Annotated in this window: 14 protein-coding genes and 1 other RNA gene; 3 read left to right on the top strand and 12 right to left on the bottom strand. The window is 74.5% G+C overall.

What is annotated here, in order from left to right:
* Positions 1 to 100: 100 nt before the first annotated feature.
* The 7 genes from OUQ99_RS05540 to OUQ99_RS05510 form a co-directional block, all read right to left on the bottom strand.
* Complete coding sequence (locus OUQ99_RS05540; RefSeq protein WP_267948345.1) at positions 101 to 952, bottom strand: SOS response-associated peptidase; 852 nt, start codon at positions 950 to 952, stop codon at positions 101 to 103.
* 87 nt (positions 953 to 1,039) lie between these two features.
* Positions 1,040 to 2,089: a DUF3068 domain-containing protein gene (locus tag OUQ99_RS05535; RefSeq protein WP_267948344.1), complete on the bottom strand. Its 1,050-nt coding sequence runs from the start codon at positions 2,087 to 2,089 to the stop codon at positions 1,040 to 1,042.
* Positions 2,086 to 6,513, bottom strand: coding sequence for an alpha-(1->3)-arabinofuranosyltransferase (locus OUQ99_RS05530; RefSeq protein WP_267948343.1), 4,428 nt, complete (start codon positions 6,511 to 6,513; stop codon positions 2,086 to 2,088). The genes OUQ99_RS05535 and OUQ99_RS05530 overlap by 4 nt, the downstream gene beginning before the upstream one ends.
* The gene (locus OUQ99_RS05525) at positions 6,510 to 7,925 is read right to left on the bottom strand and encodes a glycosyltransferase family 4 protein (protein WP_267948342.1); all 1,416 of its coding nucleotides are present in this window, start codon (positions 7,923 to 7,925) and stop codon (positions 6,510 to 6,512) included. The genes OUQ99_RS05530 and OUQ99_RS05525 overlap by 4 nt, the downstream gene beginning before the upstream one ends.
* 225 nt (positions 7,926 to 8,150) lie before the next feature.
* A complete protein-coding gene (locus OUQ99_RS05520; protein WP_267948341.1) occupies positions 8,151 to 8,291 on the bottom strand; it encodes a hypothetical protein in 141 nt (46 codons plus the stop codon).
* Positions 8,288 to 10,279: a hypothetical protein gene (locus OUQ99_RS05515; protein WP_267948340.1), complete on the bottom strand. Its 1,992-nt coding sequence runs from the start codon at positions 10,277 to 10,279 to the stop codon at positions 8,288 to 8,290. The genes OUQ99_RS05520 and OUQ99_RS05515 overlap by 4 nt, the downstream gene beginning before the upstream one ends.
* On the bottom strand, positions 10,279 to 12,186 hold the full coding sequence (locus OUQ99_RS05510; protein WP_431061481.1) for a GDSL-type esterase/lipase family protein: 1,908 nt from the start codon (positions 12,184 to 12,186) through the stop codon (positions 10,279 to 10,281). The genes OUQ99_RS05515 and OUQ99_RS05510 overlap by 1 nt, the downstream gene beginning before the upstream one ends.
* Before the next feature lie 297 nt (positions 12,187 to 12,483).
* Between OUQ99_RS05510 and OUQ99_RS05505 the strand changes: the two genes are divergently transcribed.
* The gene (locus tag OUQ99_RS05505) at positions 12,484 to 13,431 is read left to right on the top strand and encodes a hypothetical protein (RefSeq protein ID WP_267948339.1); all 948 of its coding nucleotides are present in this window, start codon (positions 12,484 to 12,486) and stop codon (positions 13,429 to 13,431) included.
* Between the two features lie 111 nt (positions 13,432 to 13,542).
* Here the strand turns inward: OUQ99_RS05505 and OUQ99_RS05500 are convergent, their stop codons facing one another.
* Positions 13,543 to 14,058 carry an NADPH-dependent FMN reductase gene (locus OUQ99_RS05500; RefSeq protein WP_267948338.1) on the bottom strand — a complete coding sequence of 172 codons (516 nt, stop codon included), beginning with the start codon at positions 14,056 to 14,058 and terminating at the stop codon, positions 13,543 to 13,545.
* A 619-nt stretch (positions 14,059 to 14,677) separates the two neighbouring features.
* Between OUQ99_RS05500 and nagA the strand changes: the two genes are divergently transcribed.
* A complete protein-coding gene (gene nagA, locus OUQ99_RS05495; protein ID WP_267948337.1) occupies positions 14,678 to 15,826 on the top strand; it encodes an N-acetylglucosamine-6-phosphate deacetylase in 1,149 nt (382 codons plus the stop codon).
* 104 nt (positions 15,827 to 15,930) lie between these two features.
* A complete protein-coding gene (locus OUQ99_RS05490; protein WP_267948336.1) occupies positions 15,931 to 16,239 on the top strand; it encodes a hypothetical protein in 309 nt (102 codons plus the stop codon).
* Between the two features lie 252 nt (positions 16,240 to 16,491).
* Here OUQ99_RS05490 and OUQ99_RS05485 read toward each other — a convergent pair whose 3' ends face one another.
* The 4 genes from OUQ99_RS05485 to ssrA form a co-directional block, all read right to left on the bottom strand.
* The gene (locus OUQ99_RS05485; RefSeq protein WP_267948335.1) at positions 16,492 to 17,295 is read right to left on the bottom strand and encodes a class I SAM-dependent methyltransferase; all 804 of its coding nucleotides are present in this window, start codon (positions 17,293 to 17,295) and stop codon (positions 16,492 to 16,494) included.
* A 132-nt stretch (positions 17,296 to 17,427) separates the two neighbouring features.
* Complete coding sequence (locus OUQ99_RS05480) at positions 17,428 to 18,198, bottom strand: DUF2812 domain-containing protein (protein WP_267948334.1); 771 nt, start codon at positions 18,196 to 18,198, stop codon at positions 17,428 to 17,430.
* Positions 18,195 to 18,527, bottom strand: a complete 333-nt coding sequence (locus OUQ99_RS05475; RefSeq protein ID WP_267948333.1) for a PadR family transcriptional regulator — start codon at positions 18,525 to 18,527, stop codon at positions 18,195 to 18,197. The genes OUQ99_RS05480 and OUQ99_RS05475 overlap by 4 nt, the downstream gene beginning before the upstream one ends.
* Before the next feature lie 398 nt (positions 18,528 to 18,925).
* Positions 18,926 to 19,297: a transfer-messenger RNA gene (gene ssrA / locus OUQ99_RS05470) on the bottom strand.
* Between the last annotated feature and the right edge of the window lie 204 nt (positions 19,298 to 19,501).

Raw genomic sequence — 19,501 nt, 5'->3', positions numbered from 1 at the left:
CACGTCGAGCGTGCCGCGGCACCTCGATCCCGGTGCCGGGGCCCTTCGGCCACGCACACCATACACAGGGCCGCCCCCGCCGTGTCCACCGTCACAGGGGTCAGAAAAGTGTCCCCGGTTCGCCACCCCCGGTGTCGGTGAGGGGTTCGAGCAGGTCGGGGCGGTTGTTCTTGATGGTGTTGACGTCGGTGGACACCTCGTCGACCGCGAACCGGTCGACGGGGGTCTCCCCCAGCAGGTGCGCGAGCTCGTCGGCGCCCGAGGCGGGGTCCAGCCAGGCGGCCCAGTCCTCCGGCGGCACGACGACCGGCATGCGCTCGTGGATGTGGTCGAGCCCGGGCGCCGCCTCGGTGGTGACGACCGCGCAGCTCCACACCCAGGCGGCGGGGTCGTCCTCGGGCACCTCGGGGTCGCGCCAGCGCTCGAAGATGCCCGCCATCGCCAGGGGGCGGTCGTCCCGGTAGTGGATCGAGTAGGGCTTCTTGTCGGCCTTGGCCTTGCGCTTCTTGTGCTGGGGGTCGGTCGCGGGCGAGGTGCTGGCCTGCACGGTGCCGTCCTTGCCGACGAGCTGCCACTCGTAGTAGGCGTCGGCGGGCAGCAGGCACCGGCGGCGGCGGTAGGCGGTGCGGAAGGCCGGCTTGTCGGCGACCGTCTCGCTCCGGGCGTTGATCATCCGGTAGCCGACGTTGCGGTCCTTGGCCCAGGAGGGGACGAGCCCCCAGCGCAGCGTGTGCAGGGTCCTGGGCCCGGGCGGGCCCTGGTCGCCGGCCCGGGGCGGCGGACCGAGCACGGCGTACACCGGCCTTCCCGGCGAGATGTTGTAGTCCGGCTCCAGCTCCTCCAGCGGAGGCCACGACCGGGGGTCCGCCTCCTCGGGGAGGGCCTGCTCGGGCAGCCCGAAGGCGAGCTGCAGCTGGTGCACGTTCCGGGACTGGGCATAGCGACCGCACATGTGTCCGATACTACGGCGTGGCCTCCTCGCCCACCTCCGGAACACAGGCGTGCGCCGGCGGACGCGGCCCCGTCCGCCGGGGCCCGGTCACCACTGCGGGTCGAGGGGCTCCCGGGCCCGCCGGCGCCCGCGCCTCCGGGCGGGGGCCTCCCGATCGGCGGGGGCGCCGTCCGCACGGTGGCCCCGCCATGCCCCCACCAGGCCGACGAGGACCGCCAGCCCGCCGAGCGGTCCCAGCGCCCAGGGCGCCCAGGAGTCCAGGGCGCGCAGCAGCACCGACCGGACGCGGGCCTGCTCGGCGTAGGCCGAGACCTGGTTGTCCGCCATGACCAGTTCCGCGTACAGGAGCGGGACCTCGCCCCCGCCGTCCTGCGGGCGCAGGGTCTCCGAGCGCGTCTCGTGGGCGTCGACCACGATCCCGCTGACCGGCTCCACCCAGAACGTGCGGCTCACCTCCAGCCAGCGCGTGGCGGTGACCGTCCCCCGGGCGCCGGACCGGAACAGCCCGGCGGGCACCGGGCGCGCCGACTCCGGCACCTGGGAGGCCTCGACCCACTGGCTGTACCGGCGCACGGGGACCCCGGCGACCTCGTCCCACTCCTGGAACTCCAGCATCGGCGCCGAGCGCACCTCGGCGTCGTAGAACGGGTGGTCGCCCTCCTCGGCCCCGGGCGGCCACGAGTACACGAGCCCCGCCTGGCGGACCGCGCGGTCGCCGTCGACGTGCTCGCCGCAGCAGTTCACCGCCCTGCCGGTCTCGCGGTCCACGATCACCCGCCGGCTCCAGTGGTCGATCATCCGGTCGGGCACCGAGGTGTCCACGGACACCTCCCACGCCGACCAGTCCCCGCCGTGGGCCGAGCCGTCCACGCGGGTCACCCGGGTGAGCTCCGCGGCCTCCACCCACCGCCAGGTGGAGGTGTCGAGGTAGCCGGCGTCCTCGTCGACCATCCTGACGTCGAACCGGGTCTGCGCCGGCAGCAGGGCGATCCTGTCGTGCACGTACAGCGGCAGCAGGGCGGCCAGTGTCAGCAGGAACGCCCCCAGCGCCACCATGACGGCGCCCCGCGGCAGGGGGCGTCCGGGGGTCCCGGGCGGGCCGACCTGGCTGTCGGTCCGCGTCCCGGTCGCGCTCATGCGCGGGCCTCCTCGGAGTCGGGCTCCCTCAGGTCGCCGTCACGGGGCTCCGCCGCCGGGGCGCTCCCGTCCGCCCCGCCCGGGTCCGGTCCGCGGGCGGCCTCCGGGTCCGCCCCGGCGGCCGCGCGGACCGCCGGCGGGTCGGCGTCGGCCGGGTCGCCGTCGCCGCGCCGGCCCAGGGCCAGGACGAGCCTGGCGAGCGCGGGCAGGCACAGCAGCTGGGCCGCCCAGCCGCGCAGCGCTCCCCCGAACGCCTCCGTGACGTCGTGGAAGGGCATGTACAGGGCCAGGTGGGTGCCCAGGGCCACGGACAGCCCGGCCAGGCCCAGCGACACCACCGGGGGCCACGGCCCGGCCAGGTGGGGCAGCAGGCGCCCGCCCATCGACGGCCGCCCGGGCCTGGCGTGCCTGAGCCGCCGGGGCGCGCGGCGGCCCAGCCACCACATGCACAGCAGGATCAGGCCGACCAGGGCCGCGCCGACCCAGCCCGCGACCCAGACCCCGTAGGCCAGGCCGAGCGGCAGGACCGCCCAGCGGCCCGGCCACCCGGAGCCGGCCGCGGGCAGGGCCCGGGAGCCGCGCGGGGGCGAGGCCCGGAGGGCGCGCCCGCCCGGCAGGAGCCGGCGGGGCCACAGTGCCGCCGCCACCAGCACCGCGGCCAGGGCGGCGCCGACGGCGAGGGCGCGGTGGTAGGCGGTGTCGGGCGTGTACGTCAGGGTGACCGTGCCCGCGCTGCCCTCCGGGAGCACCCAGGCCTGCTTCCACCCCTCCAGGCGGATCGGCTCCAGCGGCGCGTCCCCGCCCTCCAGGACCGCCCGCCAGCCCTCGTTGAAGTTCTCGTTGACGACCAGGAAGCTGTCCTCGTCGACGTCCACGTCGAACCGGCGCTCGCCCGGCCCCCACTCGTGCAGCGCCTCCACCTCGGCCGTGGTGACCTCGGCCCGGTCCGCGGCCGGCCCCGCGGAGCCGATGAGCGCCGAGCGCACCTCGTAGCGGTTGCCCGGGTCGACCACGACCCGGTTCTCGCCCTCGACCAGGTCCAGGTCCGTGCAGCTCTCGTAGGGCACCGGCCGACCGGTGAGCTGGTCGGCGAGGGCTCCCCCGCTGATCCGGGTCTCCACGCGCTGTCCGTTGACCCGCAGCGTGGGGCCCAGGCCGCAGGCGGTGGACGCGTCGCCCTCGGGCAGCGGGTCGACCGGTTCGACGCCGGGGAGCTCGACGGAGCCGATCTCCAGCGACTGCCCCTCGGGCCGCTCGAACGTCACCCGCAGCGAGGACGCGGTGAACTCGGCGAAGTCCACCCGGCCGCTGCCGTCGAGCCAGCCCTCGCGGACGGTGCCGCCGCCCTCCACGGTCACGCGGATCGGCCGCATCACGCTGTCGGCGCGCGGGAACTCGACGGCCAGGTACCCGATCTCGGCGGGAGTCCCCAGGTCGATGTCGAGCCAGGGGTTCTTCTCCTCCGGGTCCGGGTACCAGACGGTGCTCTCGTCACCGTCCAGGACGCCCCGGCCCATGGCCGCCGGGTGCTCCACCGCGGTGGAGGAGGCGGTCACGTGCGGATGGGGGCCGGCCCGGTTCGCGGCGTTCTCCGCCTCCCTGGGATCGGTGAGCACGACCTCGCCGGTCACGGAGTGCGGCGTGGAGGCCGCGTCCGCCGACAGGTCGAAGGTGCGGTCCAGCCCGCGCGCGTCCTCCCCCTGCACCTGGAGGCGCGGGTTGCAGACCCACACGTGGGAGCCCTCCATGCAGCCGGGCACGGTCCCGGTGGAACCGGTGAACAGCAGCGTCCCGGTGTCCGCGGGGCCGGGCACGCGCAGGGTGCGGTCCGGTTCGAGGCCGGGGACCGAGACGGAGGAGATGCCCACACGGGTGCCGAACCGGTACTCGGGCTCCCAGGCGAGCTCGTCCACGCGCACGCGCAGCGTACCGGTGGGCCCCGGCGGGGCCATGAGCTCCTGCGGCTCCGCCGTCTCGGCGACGGGGACCTCCGCCTCGCCGTTGTCGGTGACCAGCGTGACGCGGGAGGGCGGCGGCTCGCCGGCGAGCTGCTCGAAGGCGATGCTCAGCCCCGTGAGGTCCTGGGGCTCGGAGAACTCGACCTCGATCCACTGGCCCAGGGCCCCGGTGAAGGCGCTGGACCGCCACGAGGTGGTGAGGTCGTCGTCGAGCGCGGCGTGCGGGGCGTGCCCGGGGTCGCGGTCGCCGGCGCGTGCTCCCGCGCCGCTCTCGGACGAGGAGGCCCTCACCGACTCGATCCCGATGTCCTCGGCGTGGGCGACGTGGTCCTCCCAGGCCGGGTCGAGGACGTCGGGCGCGGGGACGTCGCGTTCGAGTTCCTCGTCCTCGGTCAGGGTCGCGGACACGTTGCGGCGCACGTCGGGGTAGACGACCTCGCGGCGGCGGGCGGTGTCGGTGACGATCGTGTCCTCCGCGGCGATCCCGGCGGCGCCGGGGTCGTCGCCCAGAAGGACGGGGCGGTCGTCGGTGAGCAGGCCCTGCTCGGCCAGGTGGAGCACGGACTCGGGCCCGCCGGTGACCCTCAGCGTCCCGTCGGAGGGGACGGTGCCCACGGTCGGGGCCGCCTCCCCGACCTCGTAGACGGTCAGGGCCGGGTACGGCTGGTCGAACCACTGCGAGGCGGACTGGTGGTCGAGGGAGCCGATCACCGGGCCGAACTCGGCGGCCTCGGTGATGCCGGGCGAGTTCCGGAGCGCCTGGTGGACGCGTGCGGGCCAGCCGCCGTTGTTGGCGGTGCGCTGGAGGTCGTTGCGGACCAGGAGGTGGGTGACTCCCATGCGGGCGAGGGTGGCGGAGAGCCCGGCGGAGCCGCGGCCCGAGGAGACCCTCTGGTCGATCTCGTGGGTGATGCGGGAGACGCCCGCCGACCCCCACGGGATGATCTGGTGGTTGGTCCAGGCACCGTCCAGGAGGGGTTGCAGGGGTTCGTCGAGGGGGCGTCCCCACTCGTACTCGCCGCGCGCGGAGCCCGGCAGGGCCATGGTCATGCCGCGCTCGTCGGAGCGCTCCTCCAGCCAGTCGGCCGCCTCGTACCAGTACTCGGGGATCCGCTCGTAGCCCCCGGCGGGAGCGATGCCGACGGCGCCGATGGGCACGAGGGTGACGAGGAAGACGGAGGAGGCGCCGCCCGCGACCGCCCGGCGGACGCGCCCGGGGACGGGGCCCCCGCTGCGGTCCGCCCGGTCGCGCGCCACCACGACCGGCAGGTGGGCCAGCCCCAGGACCAGCGGCAGGCGGATCAGCGCGTCGAACTTGTGCACGTTCCGGAACGGGGAGAGGGCCCCGTCGAGGAGGGTGCGCACCGTCTCCGCGAAGGGCCCGGTGAGGTCGCCGGTGAAGCCCGCGACGATGATCGCGGTGCCGGTCAGCAGGCTCGTGATGAGGAACAGGCGCTCGGGGGTGCGCCGGTTGACCAGCCCGGCCAGGCCGAGCCCGGCGACCACCGCGGTGGCCGCGATCAGCCAGGGGGTGGTGGACAGCTCCGCGCCCGAGGGCAGGGCCGTGTTGCCCTGGTCCGGGAGGAACCCCATCCAGTTGGAGGTGCCGCGCAGCGCGTTGACCAGGGACGTGACACCGGTGGTGACGGCGGCGTCCTCGGTGTAGGGCATGAACGAGTACACGTACCGCGACATGATGAGCAGCGGCGCGACGTACCAGGAGGAGGCCAGGACCAGGGCCGCGGTCCACCACGCCATGAGCCGCCGCTTGCGGGGGCCGTTGGCACGGGTCAGCAGGTAGAGGCCGGGGACGACCAGGACGGCCAGCTCGGAGGCGGCGTTGGTGCCGCCGCACAGGAGGAAGGCCAGGCCGGACAGCAGTGCGGCGCGGGCCGGGGAGTACCCGTGCCGGGCCCCCAGGACCAGGGGCAGCAGGATCCACGGCATCAGCAGCATGGGCTGGAGCTCGGCCGAGTTGTACGACAGCAGCGTCAGCACGCGGGGGGCCAGGGCGTAGGCGACCCCGGCCAGGATGCGCGTGTTGGCGGTGCCGATGCCCAGGGCCTCGGCGACCTTGTACACGCCGGTGAAGGCCGCGACGAGCAGGACCGCCATCCACAGCCTCTGGATGAGCCAGTCGGGCATGCCCAGCGAGTCGAACAGCAGGTGGAAGGGGCCGTTGGGGAAGAAGTACCCGTAGGCCTGGTTCTGGATCTGCCCGAAGTAGGAGGCGTCCCACAGGTGCAGGGCCCGCTCCATGAACCCCAGGGGGTCGGCCGTCAGGTCGATCTTGGTGTCGCTGACGATCCTGCCGGGGTCGATGCTCGCTGCCAGAGCGCCCAGTAGCAGACACACCGTGAGGACCTTGAGCCGTGTGAGCAGCCTCTGGTCCAGTTCTCCGCGGGGGGCGGTCGGTGTGCTGGAATCCTCCGGTTCGCGCCTGGCGGTGGATTCCGCCGAAGTCACATTCGCTCTTTCCTGCCTGCTGCCCCGGCCGGGGCGCCCGGGGTGGTCGTGGTGGCCGGGGCCTCTCCGGCGCCGGGGTGGTCGGGGGTTCCGCCGGGGAGGCCGAGTTCGGCGGCGACCAGCCGGGCCATCCGCGCGCCGCTGGCCTCCCAGGTGAACCGAGCGGCCCACGCGAGGCAGGCGCGGCGCACGGCCTCGGCCCGTCGGGGGTCGGACAGCTCCTCCAGGGCCCTGGCTACCGCGCCGGCGAGGTCCTCGCCCTCGCGGACCAGCCACCCGGTCTCACCGTCACGCACCGAATCGCGAAGTCCGTCCACATCGTAGGCCACGGTGGGCACGCCGAGGCGTGCGGCCTCGATGACGGTCAGGCCCCAGCCCTCGAACTCGGAGGCGGTCACGTGGAGGTCGCACGCCGCCAGGACGCCGTTCTTGTCCTCCTCGGAGAGGAAGCCGTGCAGGCGGACCCGGTCGCCGGTGCCGTCGCGCACGACCTGTTCGGCCAGGTGGTCGCCCTCGGGGCCGCGCCCGATGATGTGCACCTTCAGGCCGGGGTGCGCTCCGCGCAGGCTGCGCGCCAGGTCGACCACCTGCGAGACGCGCTTCTGGACGACGAGGCGGCCGAGGCTGACGACGGCGGGGCTCCCGAGGCCGGTGGCGGGGGCCGCGGGGGGCCCGGGGAGGAGCCGGCCGGAGGGCGCGGTCCGGGGGTGGTGGAGGGCGGCGGGCCGGAGGGGACGCGCCGGGGGTGTGCCCCCGTTGTGGACGATCTCGATGGGCGCCCTCCAGCCGAGCTTCTCGCGCATGGCCCGGCGGGAGGACTCCGACACGGTGACGGTCGTGCAGTCGCGGTACACGCGGGAGGCGACGGCCGACTCGATGAAGCGGCCCACCCGGGCGAGCGGGGCCGCGAAGTAGGCGTTGAACTGGAGGTCGTGCACGTGGTGGACGACGCTGACCACCCTGGTGCCGCGGCGCAGGACGAGCCGGGACAGGAAGGGGATGCCGTTCATGCAGTCGAAGGCGAGCATGTACTCGCGCCGCCACAGGGCGAGCCACGCCATGACGCGCGGGTAGACGGTGAACTTGCCGCCCATGCGCCTGATGACGATGCCGTCCCGGGTCTCGACGCGGGCCTGTTCGGGTTCGCGGCTGGTGAGGAAGGTGACGATGGCGCCGCGTTCGGCCAGGTGGCGGCTGATCCGCCAGGCGTACTCCTCGGCTCCCCCGGCGGCGGCCTGCCAGGGGTCGCGCCAGTTGATCATGACCAGGCGGACGCCGTCGAGGCGCGGTCCGGGGTCGGGGGGCGCCTCCGTGCCGGCTTCCGCCGGGGCGGGTGCGGCGGTGGCGGCCGGGGACGCGGCGACCCGGGACAGGGCGGGTTCCGCCCCGTGGCGGACCTTCTGGAAGACCACACGCTCTCCTTCCGCGCGGAGTCCGGGAGGATCGGCAGCGAGCACCCTCCGCGTACGCCTGGACACGTACGGCGATCACGCGGGGGAAGGGTGGAACGCATGCCGAACAGACCCGTCGACCGGACGTCTGTGGGGGGCGGCCTGGGACGGGGGCCGCGGGGTTTCGGGGGTGGGGCGCCCCGCTGGGGACGGGGCGCCCGCTGTCCTCCGTCGAACTCGGGCTTCCTAGCGGTCGCCGTAGTTGTAGAGGGTTTCGTTCACCGGCTCCGCGGTCGCGGTCGAGTCCGTGGCGAGGCTGGTGGCCAGAACAGTGCCACCCCCCGCCAGGGCCGCGCCGATGACGCAGGCGGCGATTACCTTGATCACTTGGGGATCTCCTTCCGCGCGCCCGACCCCGAACTGGGACCGAGGCACTGGAAAACGAGACTAGAACCTGATCTAGCCATAGACCAGATGATTGCCCCAACTGTAACTAACCCACCGGTAACTTCCAACCCCGAAATGGTGGCTTTGTCTGCCTTGATGTGCTGATCCTGAACCTCCAGAAGCACCATGTCGGCCCCTTCCACCACCACGGACAGTCCGTCCACCCCGGACCAGAACTGGTTATCGACCGGTGCCGACACCGCCACGTACCGCACCCCGGCCCCGGCCAGGACCCCGGGGTCCAGCCGCTCGGGCAGCCCGGTCCCCGGGTCCGGCCGCAGCAGCCCGGCGACCTCCCGGGCCCGGGCGTCCTCGCCGGTCACCACCACCGTGCCGCCGTCCGGCGTGCCGACCACCAGGTCGTCGTTCCACACCGTCCGCCGGTCGAAGAGCCGGGTGGCCGGGTCGAGCACGACGGTCGGCCGACCGGACCAGTCGATCCCCCGGTAGGCGCTCCACGGGAGCACCAGCACCGCCCCGGGGCGCCCGTCCCCGGCCACCGCCCGCTGGGCCTCCAGCCAGGAGGCGGGGTAGTCGGCGGGAGCGAGCACGCCGCCCGCGCCCCACAGGAGACCGGGGAGGGTCACCACGGGAAGGAGCCCCGCGAACACCGCCAGCACCATCCGCCACAGCCCGGCGGGCTCCGGTCGGGAGCCGCCCGCAGGCGGGGGGCCGTCTCCCCCCGGGGAACGGACGGCGCCCGCCACGGGGAGGCCCTGCGGCGGGGCGCCCCCCTCCCCCGCCACGGAGGAGCCCGACAGCCACAGCACCGCCGCGCCCAGCCCGAGCGCCTGCACCAGCGCCAGGGGGGCGACGTAGAGCTGGCCGTCCCGCAGCACCCCGAACCCCGGCCACAGCCCGACCAGCCAGCCCAGGAGCTCCCGGCCGGGAGCGGTGGCGCCCAGCAGGGCGATCGCCAGGCCCGCGGCGGCGGCCGCGGAGAGCCCCGCCCCGAAGGGCGGCCGCCCCCTCCGCAGCAGCCACGCCCAGCCCGCGAGCGCCGCCAGGCACAGGAGCAGCCGCACGGCGGCCGTCACCGGCTCGCCGTAACCCGCCGGGACGGCCCCCGAGTTCCACACCCCGCCCAGGAGCAGCAGGGACACCGCCGTGCCGAACGGGGTGTCGGACCTGGCCGCGAACGCCTCCACCCCTGCCGGGTCGGTCCCCGCGCCGCTCGTCAGCGACGGCAGCAGCCACGGCAGCGCGACCGTCACCAGCGCCGCGAGGAAGAGCCCGGTCCGCGCCCACCGGCGACCGCCGGGACCGCCCGCTCCGGGCGGGGCGCCGCCTGGCGCCCGACGGGCCCCCAGCAGAGCCACCGGGCCCGCCGTGAGCCCGGTCAGCACCACGGACGAGAACCCGCCCACGGCCGCCGGGACGAGCGCGCGCACGACTCCGGCGAACCCCGCCCCCGGCCGGAGCTCCGCCGACCGGACGACGGCCCCCACCACCCACGGCAGCCCCGCGTAGCCCAGGAGCACGGCCCACTGGCCCAACAGCAGGCGTTCGGCGACGAACGGGTTCCACACGTACGCCAGGCCCGCGGCGGCCGAGGCCGCGAGCGTCCCGGCCCGCACCGGCCCGCCTCCCGCCCACGCGCGGGCGAACAGGACGGACGCCCCCGCCCCTCCCACGGCGAACACCGCCAGCAGCGCCAGCGCCTGCACCGCGTCGCCCGGCAGCACGCCCGACAGCGCGGCCACCACCACGTCGCTGGGCACGGCCCGGGGGAAGCCGTCCGCCCCCTCCAGCACCGTGCCCGGGGACAGGTCCGGCACGAACACCATGTCGTAGCGGAGCACGTACCCGGGGCCGAGCGCCGGCCCGAGCGCCAGGACACCGGCGAGCAGGCCCACCGCCCACGGCAGCAGGCGTGCCGCCCACCGGAGCCTCCGGGCGCCGCCCGCGGCACCGCTCCGCACGGCCATCAGCCGCCCCCCAGGAGGGCGCTGTCGGAGAAACCGCCCTCCACGTAGTCCCGGTAGGAGCGGACCACGACCTCGTAGGCGCCCGACACCGTCGCCGTCCAGCGCGGCTCCTCCCCCGCCGAGCCGAGCGTGCGCCAGCCCTCCCCGTCCTCGGGGCCGCGGCCGTCGCGCCGTTCACAGCCGCCGTCCGGCTCCGAGGGGGCGGGCAGCGGCGCCTCGGGCGCCGGGGTCGGGCCGGGGTCCGGCAGGGGCGGGTCGGTGGGAACCGGGTCCGGCGCCGGCGGGGACGGGTCCGCGCCCCCGTCCGGCGGGGCCGCGCCCCCGTCCGGGCTGCCCGGCATCCCGTCCACGTCCGCGGGGACCCCCGGGGACCGCCGCTCGTCGGCGGACACGCAGTCCAGCGGCCGCACCCACACCTCGTAGTGGGAGGCCTCCTCCACCGCGTCCCACACCACCGTCGCGCCGCCGTCCCGGACCCCGATCCCGTCGGGGCCGGGGGGCGGGTCGTCGTCCCACACCAGCTGCAGGGGCTCGGACTCCGCGCCCTCGTCCCTGCCCTTGAACGGTCGCACGACGAACTCGTACCGCGCACCGCTGAACAGCGACTCCACCAGCACGGACCTCTCGCCGCCGTCGTCCTCCACCTCGACCGGCAGCACCGACGCCTCGTCGGGGTCGGGCTCCACCCGGCGCTGCACCACCCGGTAGCCGGTCGCCCCGGGCACGGCCTCCCAGCTCAGCACGAGTCCGTCCCCGGTCTCCTCCGCGACGGGCTCGGGAGCGGTCGGCGGCCCGACCGGCAGGCGCGGGAGCGGGCGCTCGAACGCCCGGCCGACCCCCAGCGGATCGGCGAGCGCGTCGGCGAACGCCGCGGCGATCCTCAGCTCGCCGCGCGCGTTCGGGTGCGCCTCGTCCCAGTTGTCGCGCGCCGGCGCGTACCCGTCGGCGACCCGCGCGACGACCACGGGCGAGTCGCCGGAGGTGAGCTGCCGGGCCAGGTCGACCAGCCCCATGTTGAACCGGGCGATCTCCTCGTTGAACCGGCCGTCGTCGCCGGTGCCCTCCACCGCGGGCAGCTCCCCGATGACGAAGCGGGTCTCGCCCTGCACGACACGGACCGTGGACACCGTCTCGCCGATGCCCTCCAACGCGTGGTCCGCCCCGTGCCCGGCGAGGATGTCCTCGGTCCCGGCGAGGAGCAGCAGGTACTGGGGGGCGTGCTCGGCCGCCACCTCCGCCACACCGGTGGCGAGTTCCCTCGTGGACGTGCCCCAGCGCGCCGCGTGGTCGGTGTCGAATCCGGGGTCCGCGTAGTCACGGTTCCCGGGCTCCCCGTCGTCGAGCCCGTACAGGTCGTCGCGGGGTCCGACGAAGTCGATCTCGACGTCGGCCTCCCGCAGGTGGGACCACAGGTGGAAGCGCCAGGTGTAGTCGCCGCTGCTCCCCTGGGTCAGGGAGTCGCCGACCAGCATGAGGCGCAGCTCGCCCGCGGGCGGCCCCGGAACCGTGACGGGCTCCTCCGCGAGCTCGTCCCCCTCGCCCCGCGCCCCGCCCGAACCGGTCTGGATGAGCAGGAGGGTGACGGCCATCGCCGCGAGCATGACCCCCAGGAGCCCGAGCGGACCGGGCTCGAAGCGCGAGGAGCGGTACCGCCAGGGGGCCGGGCGCGGCCAGGGCAGGTCACGCCACGAGAAGTTCCGCGCGTACCCGCGCCAGGAGTGCGGGAGCAGCTCCGCCGCCCGCGACCACGGCGAGGGGCCCGCCCCGCCGGCCGCGGAGGAGCGCTCCTCCGCCTCCGGTTCCGGGACGCCGTTCGCGCCGTCCCCCGCCTCCGCGCGCGAGGGGCCGACCGCCCCGCCGCGGGGCTCGGAGGTGTCCTCACCGGGCTCGCCTGGGTCCTGCACCATGCCCCATCCCTCGCCGTCACGCCCTTCGGCAGCCCCGGAACAGGTTCTATGCCCACTCCCGGAGCCACACCGTCCCTGGCTGTTCAGACGAGGACATGGGGCTCGTCAGACCAGACTAGAACTGGTTATATGGAGGTCGTCAACCGTCCAAAGTCCTCCGGCGGCCGATGTGGGACCGCGCATCCCGACGTTAGCGCCACCCGTGTCCGCCGAGACCCCCGCCCCGGCGCTGCCGCACCGGGCGCCGACGCACGGGCCCTCCCGACGCCGCCGCCTCCGAGCCGAAAGGCCCCTCCCGTGATCGGACTCCTGGTCGCGCTCCTGTCCGCCGTGGTCTACACCGTCGGCCTGAGCGTGCAGCAGCGTGCTCTGCACGGGTCGGAGTCGATCTCGGTCAACCGCCCCCTCCACCTGGCCCGCGTACTGCTCGGCAACCCCCGCTGGGTGTTCGGCTGCCTCTTCACCGCGCTCGGCAGCGTGGGGCTCATCGTCTCCCTCGGCCTGGCCCCGGTGTCCGTGGCCCAGCCCGCGTTCGCCGCCGGGGTGGCGTGCGGCATCCTCGTCGTCACCCTCGTCGTGGGCGAGCGGATCACCCGCGGCGAATACGTGGCCCTGGCCCTCATGCCGGTCGCCCTGGGCCTGCTCACCCTGTCCACCGCCGACGGCGCGGAGACCGGGACCACCGCCGACACAGGGCTGCTCGTCACCGTCAGCCTGGCCACCGTGGCGGCGTGCCTGGCCGTGGTCGCCCTCACCGGCGGCGGCGGACGGTCCATGTCGGCGGCGGCCCTGGGCGCCGCGGCCGGCTTCGCCCAGGGGAGCGCCGGACTCCAGGGCAAGGGCCTGGGCGGACTGCTGGCCGACCACGGCCTGTGGGCGGCAGTGGCCCCCGCGCTCCTGTCCCCCTACCCCTACCTGTACGCGGTCGGGTGGGCGGTGGGCATCGTCCTCTTCCAGACCTCGCTCCAGCGCTCCCGGGCGTCGATCACCGCACCGGTGTCCAACGTGGCGGGCAACGTGTTCATGGTCGTGATGGGCACGATCCTGTTCGGGGAGCGGCTGCCCGACGACCCGCTCATGCTGGCGCTGCGGATCGGCGGCTTCGCGCTGACCCTGGTCGTGGTGGTCCTGGTGCGCGGCAACGTGGCCCGGGCCGAGGCCGACACCAGCCGCAGGCGGGCGCACCTCGCCGACGCCGCGCCGACCGCCCCCGCCCGGAACGGCACGGACGCGCCCGGGGCCTGACCCCGGCCGTCCCACGGAAGGCGGGGCCCGGCGCCGCCGCCCCGCACCGGAGCCGGCGGCGGGCCCGTGTCCGCGGACACGGGCCCGCCGCCGGCGGACGGCAGGTCCGGGTCAGGCGGCCACGGAGACGGCCTGGCGCAGACCCGGGGCGGCGACGTCCGCCCAGGCCCGCACGACGCTGTCGGGCCGGCCGGTCTCGTCGTCGGCCAGGATCAGGCCGGGCTCGGCCACCCAGGCGCCCAGGTCGGCGAGCAGGATCCGCAGGTCCTCCTCGATGCCGTGGCTGTTGCGCAGGTCGTCCACGACGGCCAGCGGGACCGCGACGGTGTGGCCCAGGCCCAGCTCGGGCAGGCGGTCGAGGAACACCTTCAGCAGGCCGGTGTAGGTGCCGTGCGCCTGCGGGGACGCGACGAGCAGGACGTCGCTCCGCCGCACCGTCTCCAGTGCGGCGTCCACGGCTTCGGAGGACTCGGCGAGCAGGTCGGGGCCCAGCTCCGCGAGGTCGATGACGTCGGGGACGGAGGCGACCCCCGCGCGGGAGGCCACCTCGGAGGCGGCGCGCAGGGCGGCGTCCCGGACGGCGGAACGGGAGCGGGGGGCGGCGACGAGCACGGTGAAGCGGGTCATGCGGAACTCCTGGGTTCGGTCAGAGCGAGCCGGGATCGACCGGAGGAAACGTCGGGGGGCGGCGATCGGGGTGCTGACACCGGAGAGGACGTCGTTCCTCTTACCGACACGGGGAGTGGACCTCGTCGTCCGGGACTCGGTGCGTCGGGCCTGGCAGGGAGGCTCCGCGGGCCGGGGTACGACCCGGGCCCAGAACTGGGAGTGATGAGCGTCCGGTGTCTGCGGTAGGGCACGGTCACGGGAGTACACCCGTGGCGCGGGGCTGCGGCCCCGCAAGGCACTAGCTACGACAGAGCGCGCTCGCCTGCTGTCTCAGATCGACATGCAGGCGCTGGACAAGCAGCTCACCGGCGGACATGCCTCCATCATGAGGCGCGGCGGCCGCTATCGTCAATGCGTGCCGCCCCCCGCCTCGCGACGACAGGCCCCGACGACGTACGGTCCAGCCCTCGGACAGCCGTCCCAGGGTTCGGAACGCCCCAGCTCCGCAGGGGATACGGGGCGCAACGGCGGAAGGCACACCCCCTTCCACCCGGCGCCGACGCGGCGATGTAATTTGCGCCACACAACCTTCGCCCTCCCGTTCACCGGGCGCCGCAGACGCAGAGAGAGCTCGAACATGGCCCACACCCCCGTCACGCTCACCAACGCGCGCGTCGTGACCCCCGACGGAGTCCACGACGGCTGGCTGCGGGTCGAGAACGGCCGCGTGGCCGCGCTCGGCTCGGACGCCCCCTCCTCCGGAGCCTCCCCCGGCGAGATCCGCGACCTCGCCGGCTCGTGGGTCGTCCCCGGCCTGGTCGACACCCACATCCACGGAGGGGCCGGGCACGCCTTCCCCGAGGCCGATCCGGAGGGCGTCCGCGAGATCGTCGCCTTCAACCGCCGCCACGGGGTGACCTCCCTGGTGGGGGGCCTGGTGGCCGCCACCCCCGAGGACACGGTCCGCCAGGTGGCGGCCCTCGCCGAGCTCTGCGACGCCGGGGAGCTCGCGGGGATCTACCTGGAGGGGCCGTTCATCGCCCGCTCGAAGTGCGGGGCGCACGACCCGGAGCTGCTGCGCGACCCGGACACGGTCGAGTTCGACCGCTGGCTGAAGGCCGGCCGGGGGCACGTGCGCATGGTCACGGTGGCCCCCGAACTCCCGGGCGCCCTGGACCTGATCGGCGCGGCGGTGTCCTCGGGGGTGGTGGCCGCCGTGGGGCACACCGACGCCGGCTACGAGCAGACCCTGGCGGCCTTCGACGCCGGGGCGACGGTGGCCACCCACGTGTACAACGCGATGAGGCCGCTCAACCACAGGGACCCGGGACCGATCGCGGCCGCGCTGAACGACGGCCGGGTGACCCTCGAACTGATCATGGACAACGTGCACGTCCACCCCGGCGCGGCGGCCCTGGTGTTCGCGGCCGCGGGCGCGGACCGGGTGTCCCTGGTGACGGACGCGATGTCGGCGACCGGGCTGGGCGACGGCGAGTACACGCTGGGCGACCTGCGGGTGCGCGTGAGCGGCGGAGAGGCGCGGCTGGTGGAGAACGGGGCGATCGCCTCCAGCACCATCGTGCTGCCCCGGGCCGTGCGCAACGCGGTCGAGGGGCTGGGGGTCGGCGTGCCCGAGGCGGTGCGGTCCGCGTCGTCGGTCCCCGCGGCGGCGCTGGGCCTGGCCGGAGCGGGGCGGATCGAGGTCGGGGGCCACGCCGACCTCGTCGTCATGTCGGAGGGGCTCACCGTGTCCGACGTGATGTACCGGGGGGCCTGGACGGCATGACGGCGTGTCGCCATCCGGGTGCGTAACGGTATTATAACCTTGAGTCACAATGGCGGCAGGGCATCGAGGAGAGCACCCGCGCTCGACACGAAAGGATCTGCGCCATGGCCCAGTCGAGACAGACCGAGGACGAGCAGCCGGCCCAGGAGGCCTCCGAGGAACACGGGCACCTCGGCAAACTCGCCGGCGAACTGTCCCGTTACTCCGTCCGGGCGGACGTGGTCGACGGCCGCTCGCCCTACCTTCGGGTGAGCAACCCGGCGTCCACCTGCGCGGTCGAGGACGTGATCTGTGAACGCAGGGAATTCGACTACGCGTTCCTCGCCTCGTTCGGGGTCCACCTCGGCAGCAGCGGGAGCCTCGGGGTCACGGCCCACAAGGTCGCCTGGCTGGTGGGGGCCACCGAGGCGTGAGGACCGCGCGTCCGCGCCGACGGGGGCGGCTCCGCTCGGCGCCGCCCCCGTCCGTGCCCGGGACCGGGCCGCCGGGAGGCGCCGCGGCGACGCGTCCGCGCCGCACGTGGGTACGCACCGGGACCGGCCGCCCCATCGGAACGGGGCATGGCACCCCCTGCGGCCTTTACGACGTAGATTCATCAGGAGCGGACGGCTCGGGACGGCGGACAGCGGCCGCCGGGCCCCGGTGGCGCGGACAGGACCCCTGCCTCAGCCTGCCTCGGACCGGGGCCCACGGGCGGTGACGCGGATCTTGGACTGGCCGTGCGGCCGTTCCTCCCAGTCCTCCATGAAGCGCGCGTCGAGCCCGTGCTTCTCCGCCAGGGCGATCAGCGTGTCGGTGCGGTAGTAGAAGTCCTCGCGCAGCACCTGGTGCTCCTCGCCCTCGGTCCGGTCGAACGTGAAGTCGAAGAACCCGCCCGGCGCCAGGATCCTCTCCACGTTCGCCAGGGCCTCGTCGATCACCTCGATCGGCGAGTGGGAGAACACGCTGTGCGCGTGCACCACGTCGAAGCGGCCCTCGGGCAGGAACGAGAACGTCAGGTCCCGCGTGATCGTCAGGTGCGGCAGCTTGGACTGGAGCCCCCGCTCCACGAGGACCCCCTTGGCGGCGATGAGGATGTCCGGGGAGATGTCGATCCCGTAGTAGCCCCCCTCGTCCAGGTAGTCGATCAGCCGCCACCCCGCCCGCAGGTTGCCGCAGCCGATGTCCAGCATCCGGTGCCCGGGTTCGAGGCCGTGCTCGACCAGGTAGTCGAACTGCATCCGCCCCAGGGCCAGCCAGCGTTCCTCGTTCCGGCTGCCCACCGCGGCCCTGGGGTCCCTGGCCGCGTCGGAGGCCATCACCGCCCGGTAGTAGTCCACGTGGTCGCGGTGGGCCATCCGCAGTCTCCAGTCCCGGACGGACCGGCGCACATAGGGCACCACCCTTCCGGGGTTGCGCAACGCGTAGCGCACCTTGTGCGCCAGGGACGAACGGTTCGCGTTGAGGGACTCGGCTGTCTTGTTCGGCATCGGCAGAACTCTCGTGTCGAAGGCGCTCCGCGTGCCCGCCGGGTCGCGGGCCAGGGGACCACGAGGCTACTTCTTCCGACCCGGCGGCGGAAGGGAGGCCGGGGCGCCGCGGGCGCGCGCCCGGGAGCCCCCTCAGCCTCCGGAGCGCTCCCGCCGGGCCGCCGCCAGGCGGACGGCGCCCCAGACCGGGAGGAGGACGGCGATCGCCCCCACCACGGCCCCGGTGGCGAACCCGGCCAGGTCCGCGGCGCCCTCCGCGTCGGCGACGCCGGACACCAGGTTCAGCACCGACCACCCGCCCGCGACGAGGGCGACCGTGAGGGAGGCTCCGATGACGAGCACCCCCTTGCGGCCGAAGAAGTAGCGGCGTCCGCCGGGCGCCGGCGGGGAGTCCAACTCCGCGCCGGGCCCCGCGGTGACCGCACCGGGACGCTTGAAGTAGGAGAGGACGGACCAGCGCCCGCACGGCTCCCAGCCCCCGGGCGCCAGCCGGTCCCCGAGGATTTCACGGTCCGCGCGCCCGGAGCCGACCTCCTGGCGGTACTCCCACGTCTGGGGCCGTTCCGCGGACCTCCGGCTGACGAAGCGGCCGAGCCTGTCCACCCGCTCCACCTCCCATCCCTGGGCGCCCATCTCGTTGAGCCGGGCGGGCGCCTCGAAGGCGTCTGCGGTCCACACGAGGGCCTCGTCCTCCGGGTCGGCCCCGGTACCGCCGGAGTCCACCTCGCCGGAGGCGCGGGTCAGCGCCGAGGCGAACTCCTCCACCGGGCCGAACTCCTCCTCGGGGTCCGCACCGCTCTCCGCCGCGTGGGCGGAGAGGTCGTCCAGCAGCGCCCGGGACCGCTCACCGTCCACGCCGTGCTCCCGCAGCCGTGCGGCGAGGGCTCCGAAGTAGTCGCTCATGCAGTCTCTCCGTCCACGAGTACCGAGCGCACCGAGGCGTCGAACTCCATCCAGGCCGCGCCCTGCTCCCGCAGGAAGGCACGTCCACCGTCGGTCAGTGTGTAGTAGCGGCGGCCGGGCCCCTTCGGCGCGGCGCGATACTCCGCGACGACCAGCCCGGCCTCTTCCAACCGGTTGAGCACCGGGTAGAGCGTGCCTCCGCGGATCCTGCCGAACCCGCTCCCGTCCAAGCGCTTGGAGATCTCGTAGCCGTAGCTCTCCCCCTCGGTCAGGGTGGCCAGGACCAGGAGGTCCAGCACCCCCTTGAGCCAGCTCGCGCGGCGGTCCATGCGTGCGTCCTCCTCCGTCGGGAACCGCACGCACCGGTCATCCGGAACCTGCTCCCCCTCGCCTCCGCCACCAGCAGTGGCTCGACTTCACTACCTAGACAGTATCGCCACCTAGTCAGAGTTACAACCTAGGTGGCATCGCTGCACAGATACAGGTCCGGGCACACGAAGGGCCCCGGCCCGCCGACTGCGGCGGACCGGGGCCCGGAACGACGGACGGCCCCGCGAGCGCGATCACGCGCGGGCGGGGCCGTGCCGTCATGGAACAGGGGTGACGCGAACCGGCCGCGAACCGCGAGGCGAAGCCTCGCGCCGGGTCCGGGAAGGCGTCCACGGACACAACGACGGGACGGCCCCGCGCGGCGGCATGAGCCGTCGCACGGGACCGTCCCGTCATCGAGTGGAGGTGGCGGGAATCGAACCCGCGTCCTTCAGCACCGAGCCAGGGCTTCTCCGGGTGCAGTCTGCGCTGTCGTTCTACTCGGCCCCAGCGCTTGCACAGACACATCGCTGACAGGCCCAGCCACGAAAATGTCCCGCTCAGGCCCCGTGGCCTGATCTGAGCGGTAAGTCACCTTGTTGATGCCGAGTCCTGGGCCGATGACATGCTCAGGTCGACAGAGACGCTATCGCTTAGGCAGCGAGAGCGAACTCAGTGCGCTTAGAATTGGCACTTGTGTTTATGCGAATGCAGGATTAACGAGGTCACAAACGCAACCCTCGACCCGCTTCCCCTGGAACGACTACCGAAGTCGAAACCGATCACCCCCTGTGAAATTGTCAAAGCCTCCCGTCAGACGGTCGGCCGACACGCGAGCGTCGAACGCCCGTGCGTCCATCACTCTACCCTTACAACGGCACGGGGGCCAAGCTGATTCCCGTCCGGGGCCCCGAATCCTCCCGGACGCGGAGAACCCCCGTGAGCGCGGACGCGAGAAGTGGTCGACGCGGCTCACGGGGGGCGGTCGGCAGGG

This window comes from Streptomonospora nanhaiensis, from assembly GCF_026642255.1.
Taxonomy (GTDB): Bacteria; Actinomycetota; Actinomycetes; order Streptosporangiales; family Streptosporangiaceae; genus Nocardiopsis; species Nocardiopsis tropica.
Note: the sequence above shows the minus strand (reverse complement) of the source record. Positions and strands in the feature narration are given on the sequence as shown.

Excerpts from the sequence above, each read along its gene's own strand:
- OUQ99_RS05535 (WP_267948344.1), bottom strand. The coding sequence starts at position 2,089 with ATGAGCGCGACCGGGACGCGGACCGACAGCCAGGTCGGCCCGCCCGGG.
- OUQ99_RS05540 (WP_267948345.1), bottom strand. The coding sequence starts at position 952 with ATGTGCGGTCGCTATGCCCAGTCCCGGAACGTGCACCAGCTGCAGCTC.
- OUQ99_RS05500 (WP_267948338.1), bottom strand. The coding sequence starts at position 14,058 with ATGACCCGCTTCACCGTGCTCGTCGCCGCCCCCCGCTCCCGTTCCGCC.
- OUQ99_RS05490 (WP_267948336.1), top strand. The coding sequence starts at position 15,931 with ATGGCCCAGTCGAGACAGACCGAGGACGAGCAGCCGGCCCAGGAGGCC.
- OUQ99_RS05475 (WP_267948333.1), bottom strand. The coding sequence starts at position 18,527 with ATGGACCGCCGCGCGAGCTGGCTCAAGGGGGTGCTGGACCTCCTGGTC.
- OUQ99_RS05510 (WP_431061481.1), bottom strand. The coding sequence starts at position 12,186 with ATGGTGCAGGACCCAGGCGAGCCCGGTGAGGACACCTCCGAGCCCCGC.
- OUQ99_RS05515 (WP_267948340.1), bottom strand. The coding sequence starts at position 10,279 with ATGGCCGTGCGGAGCGGTGCCGCGGGCGGCGCCCGGAGGCTCCGGTGG.
- OUQ99_RS05480 (WP_267948334.1), bottom strand. The coding sequence starts at position 18,198 with ATGAGCGACTACTTCGGAGCCCTCGCCGCACGGCTGCGGGAGCACGGC.
- OUQ99_RS05485 (WP_267948335.1), bottom strand. The coding sequence starts at position 17,295 with ATGCCGAACAAGACAGCCGAGTCCCTCAACGCGAACCGTTCGTCCCTG.
- nagA (WP_267948337.1), top strand. The coding sequence starts at position 14,678 with ATGGCCCACACCCCCGTCACGCTCACCAACGCGCGCGTCGTGACCCCC.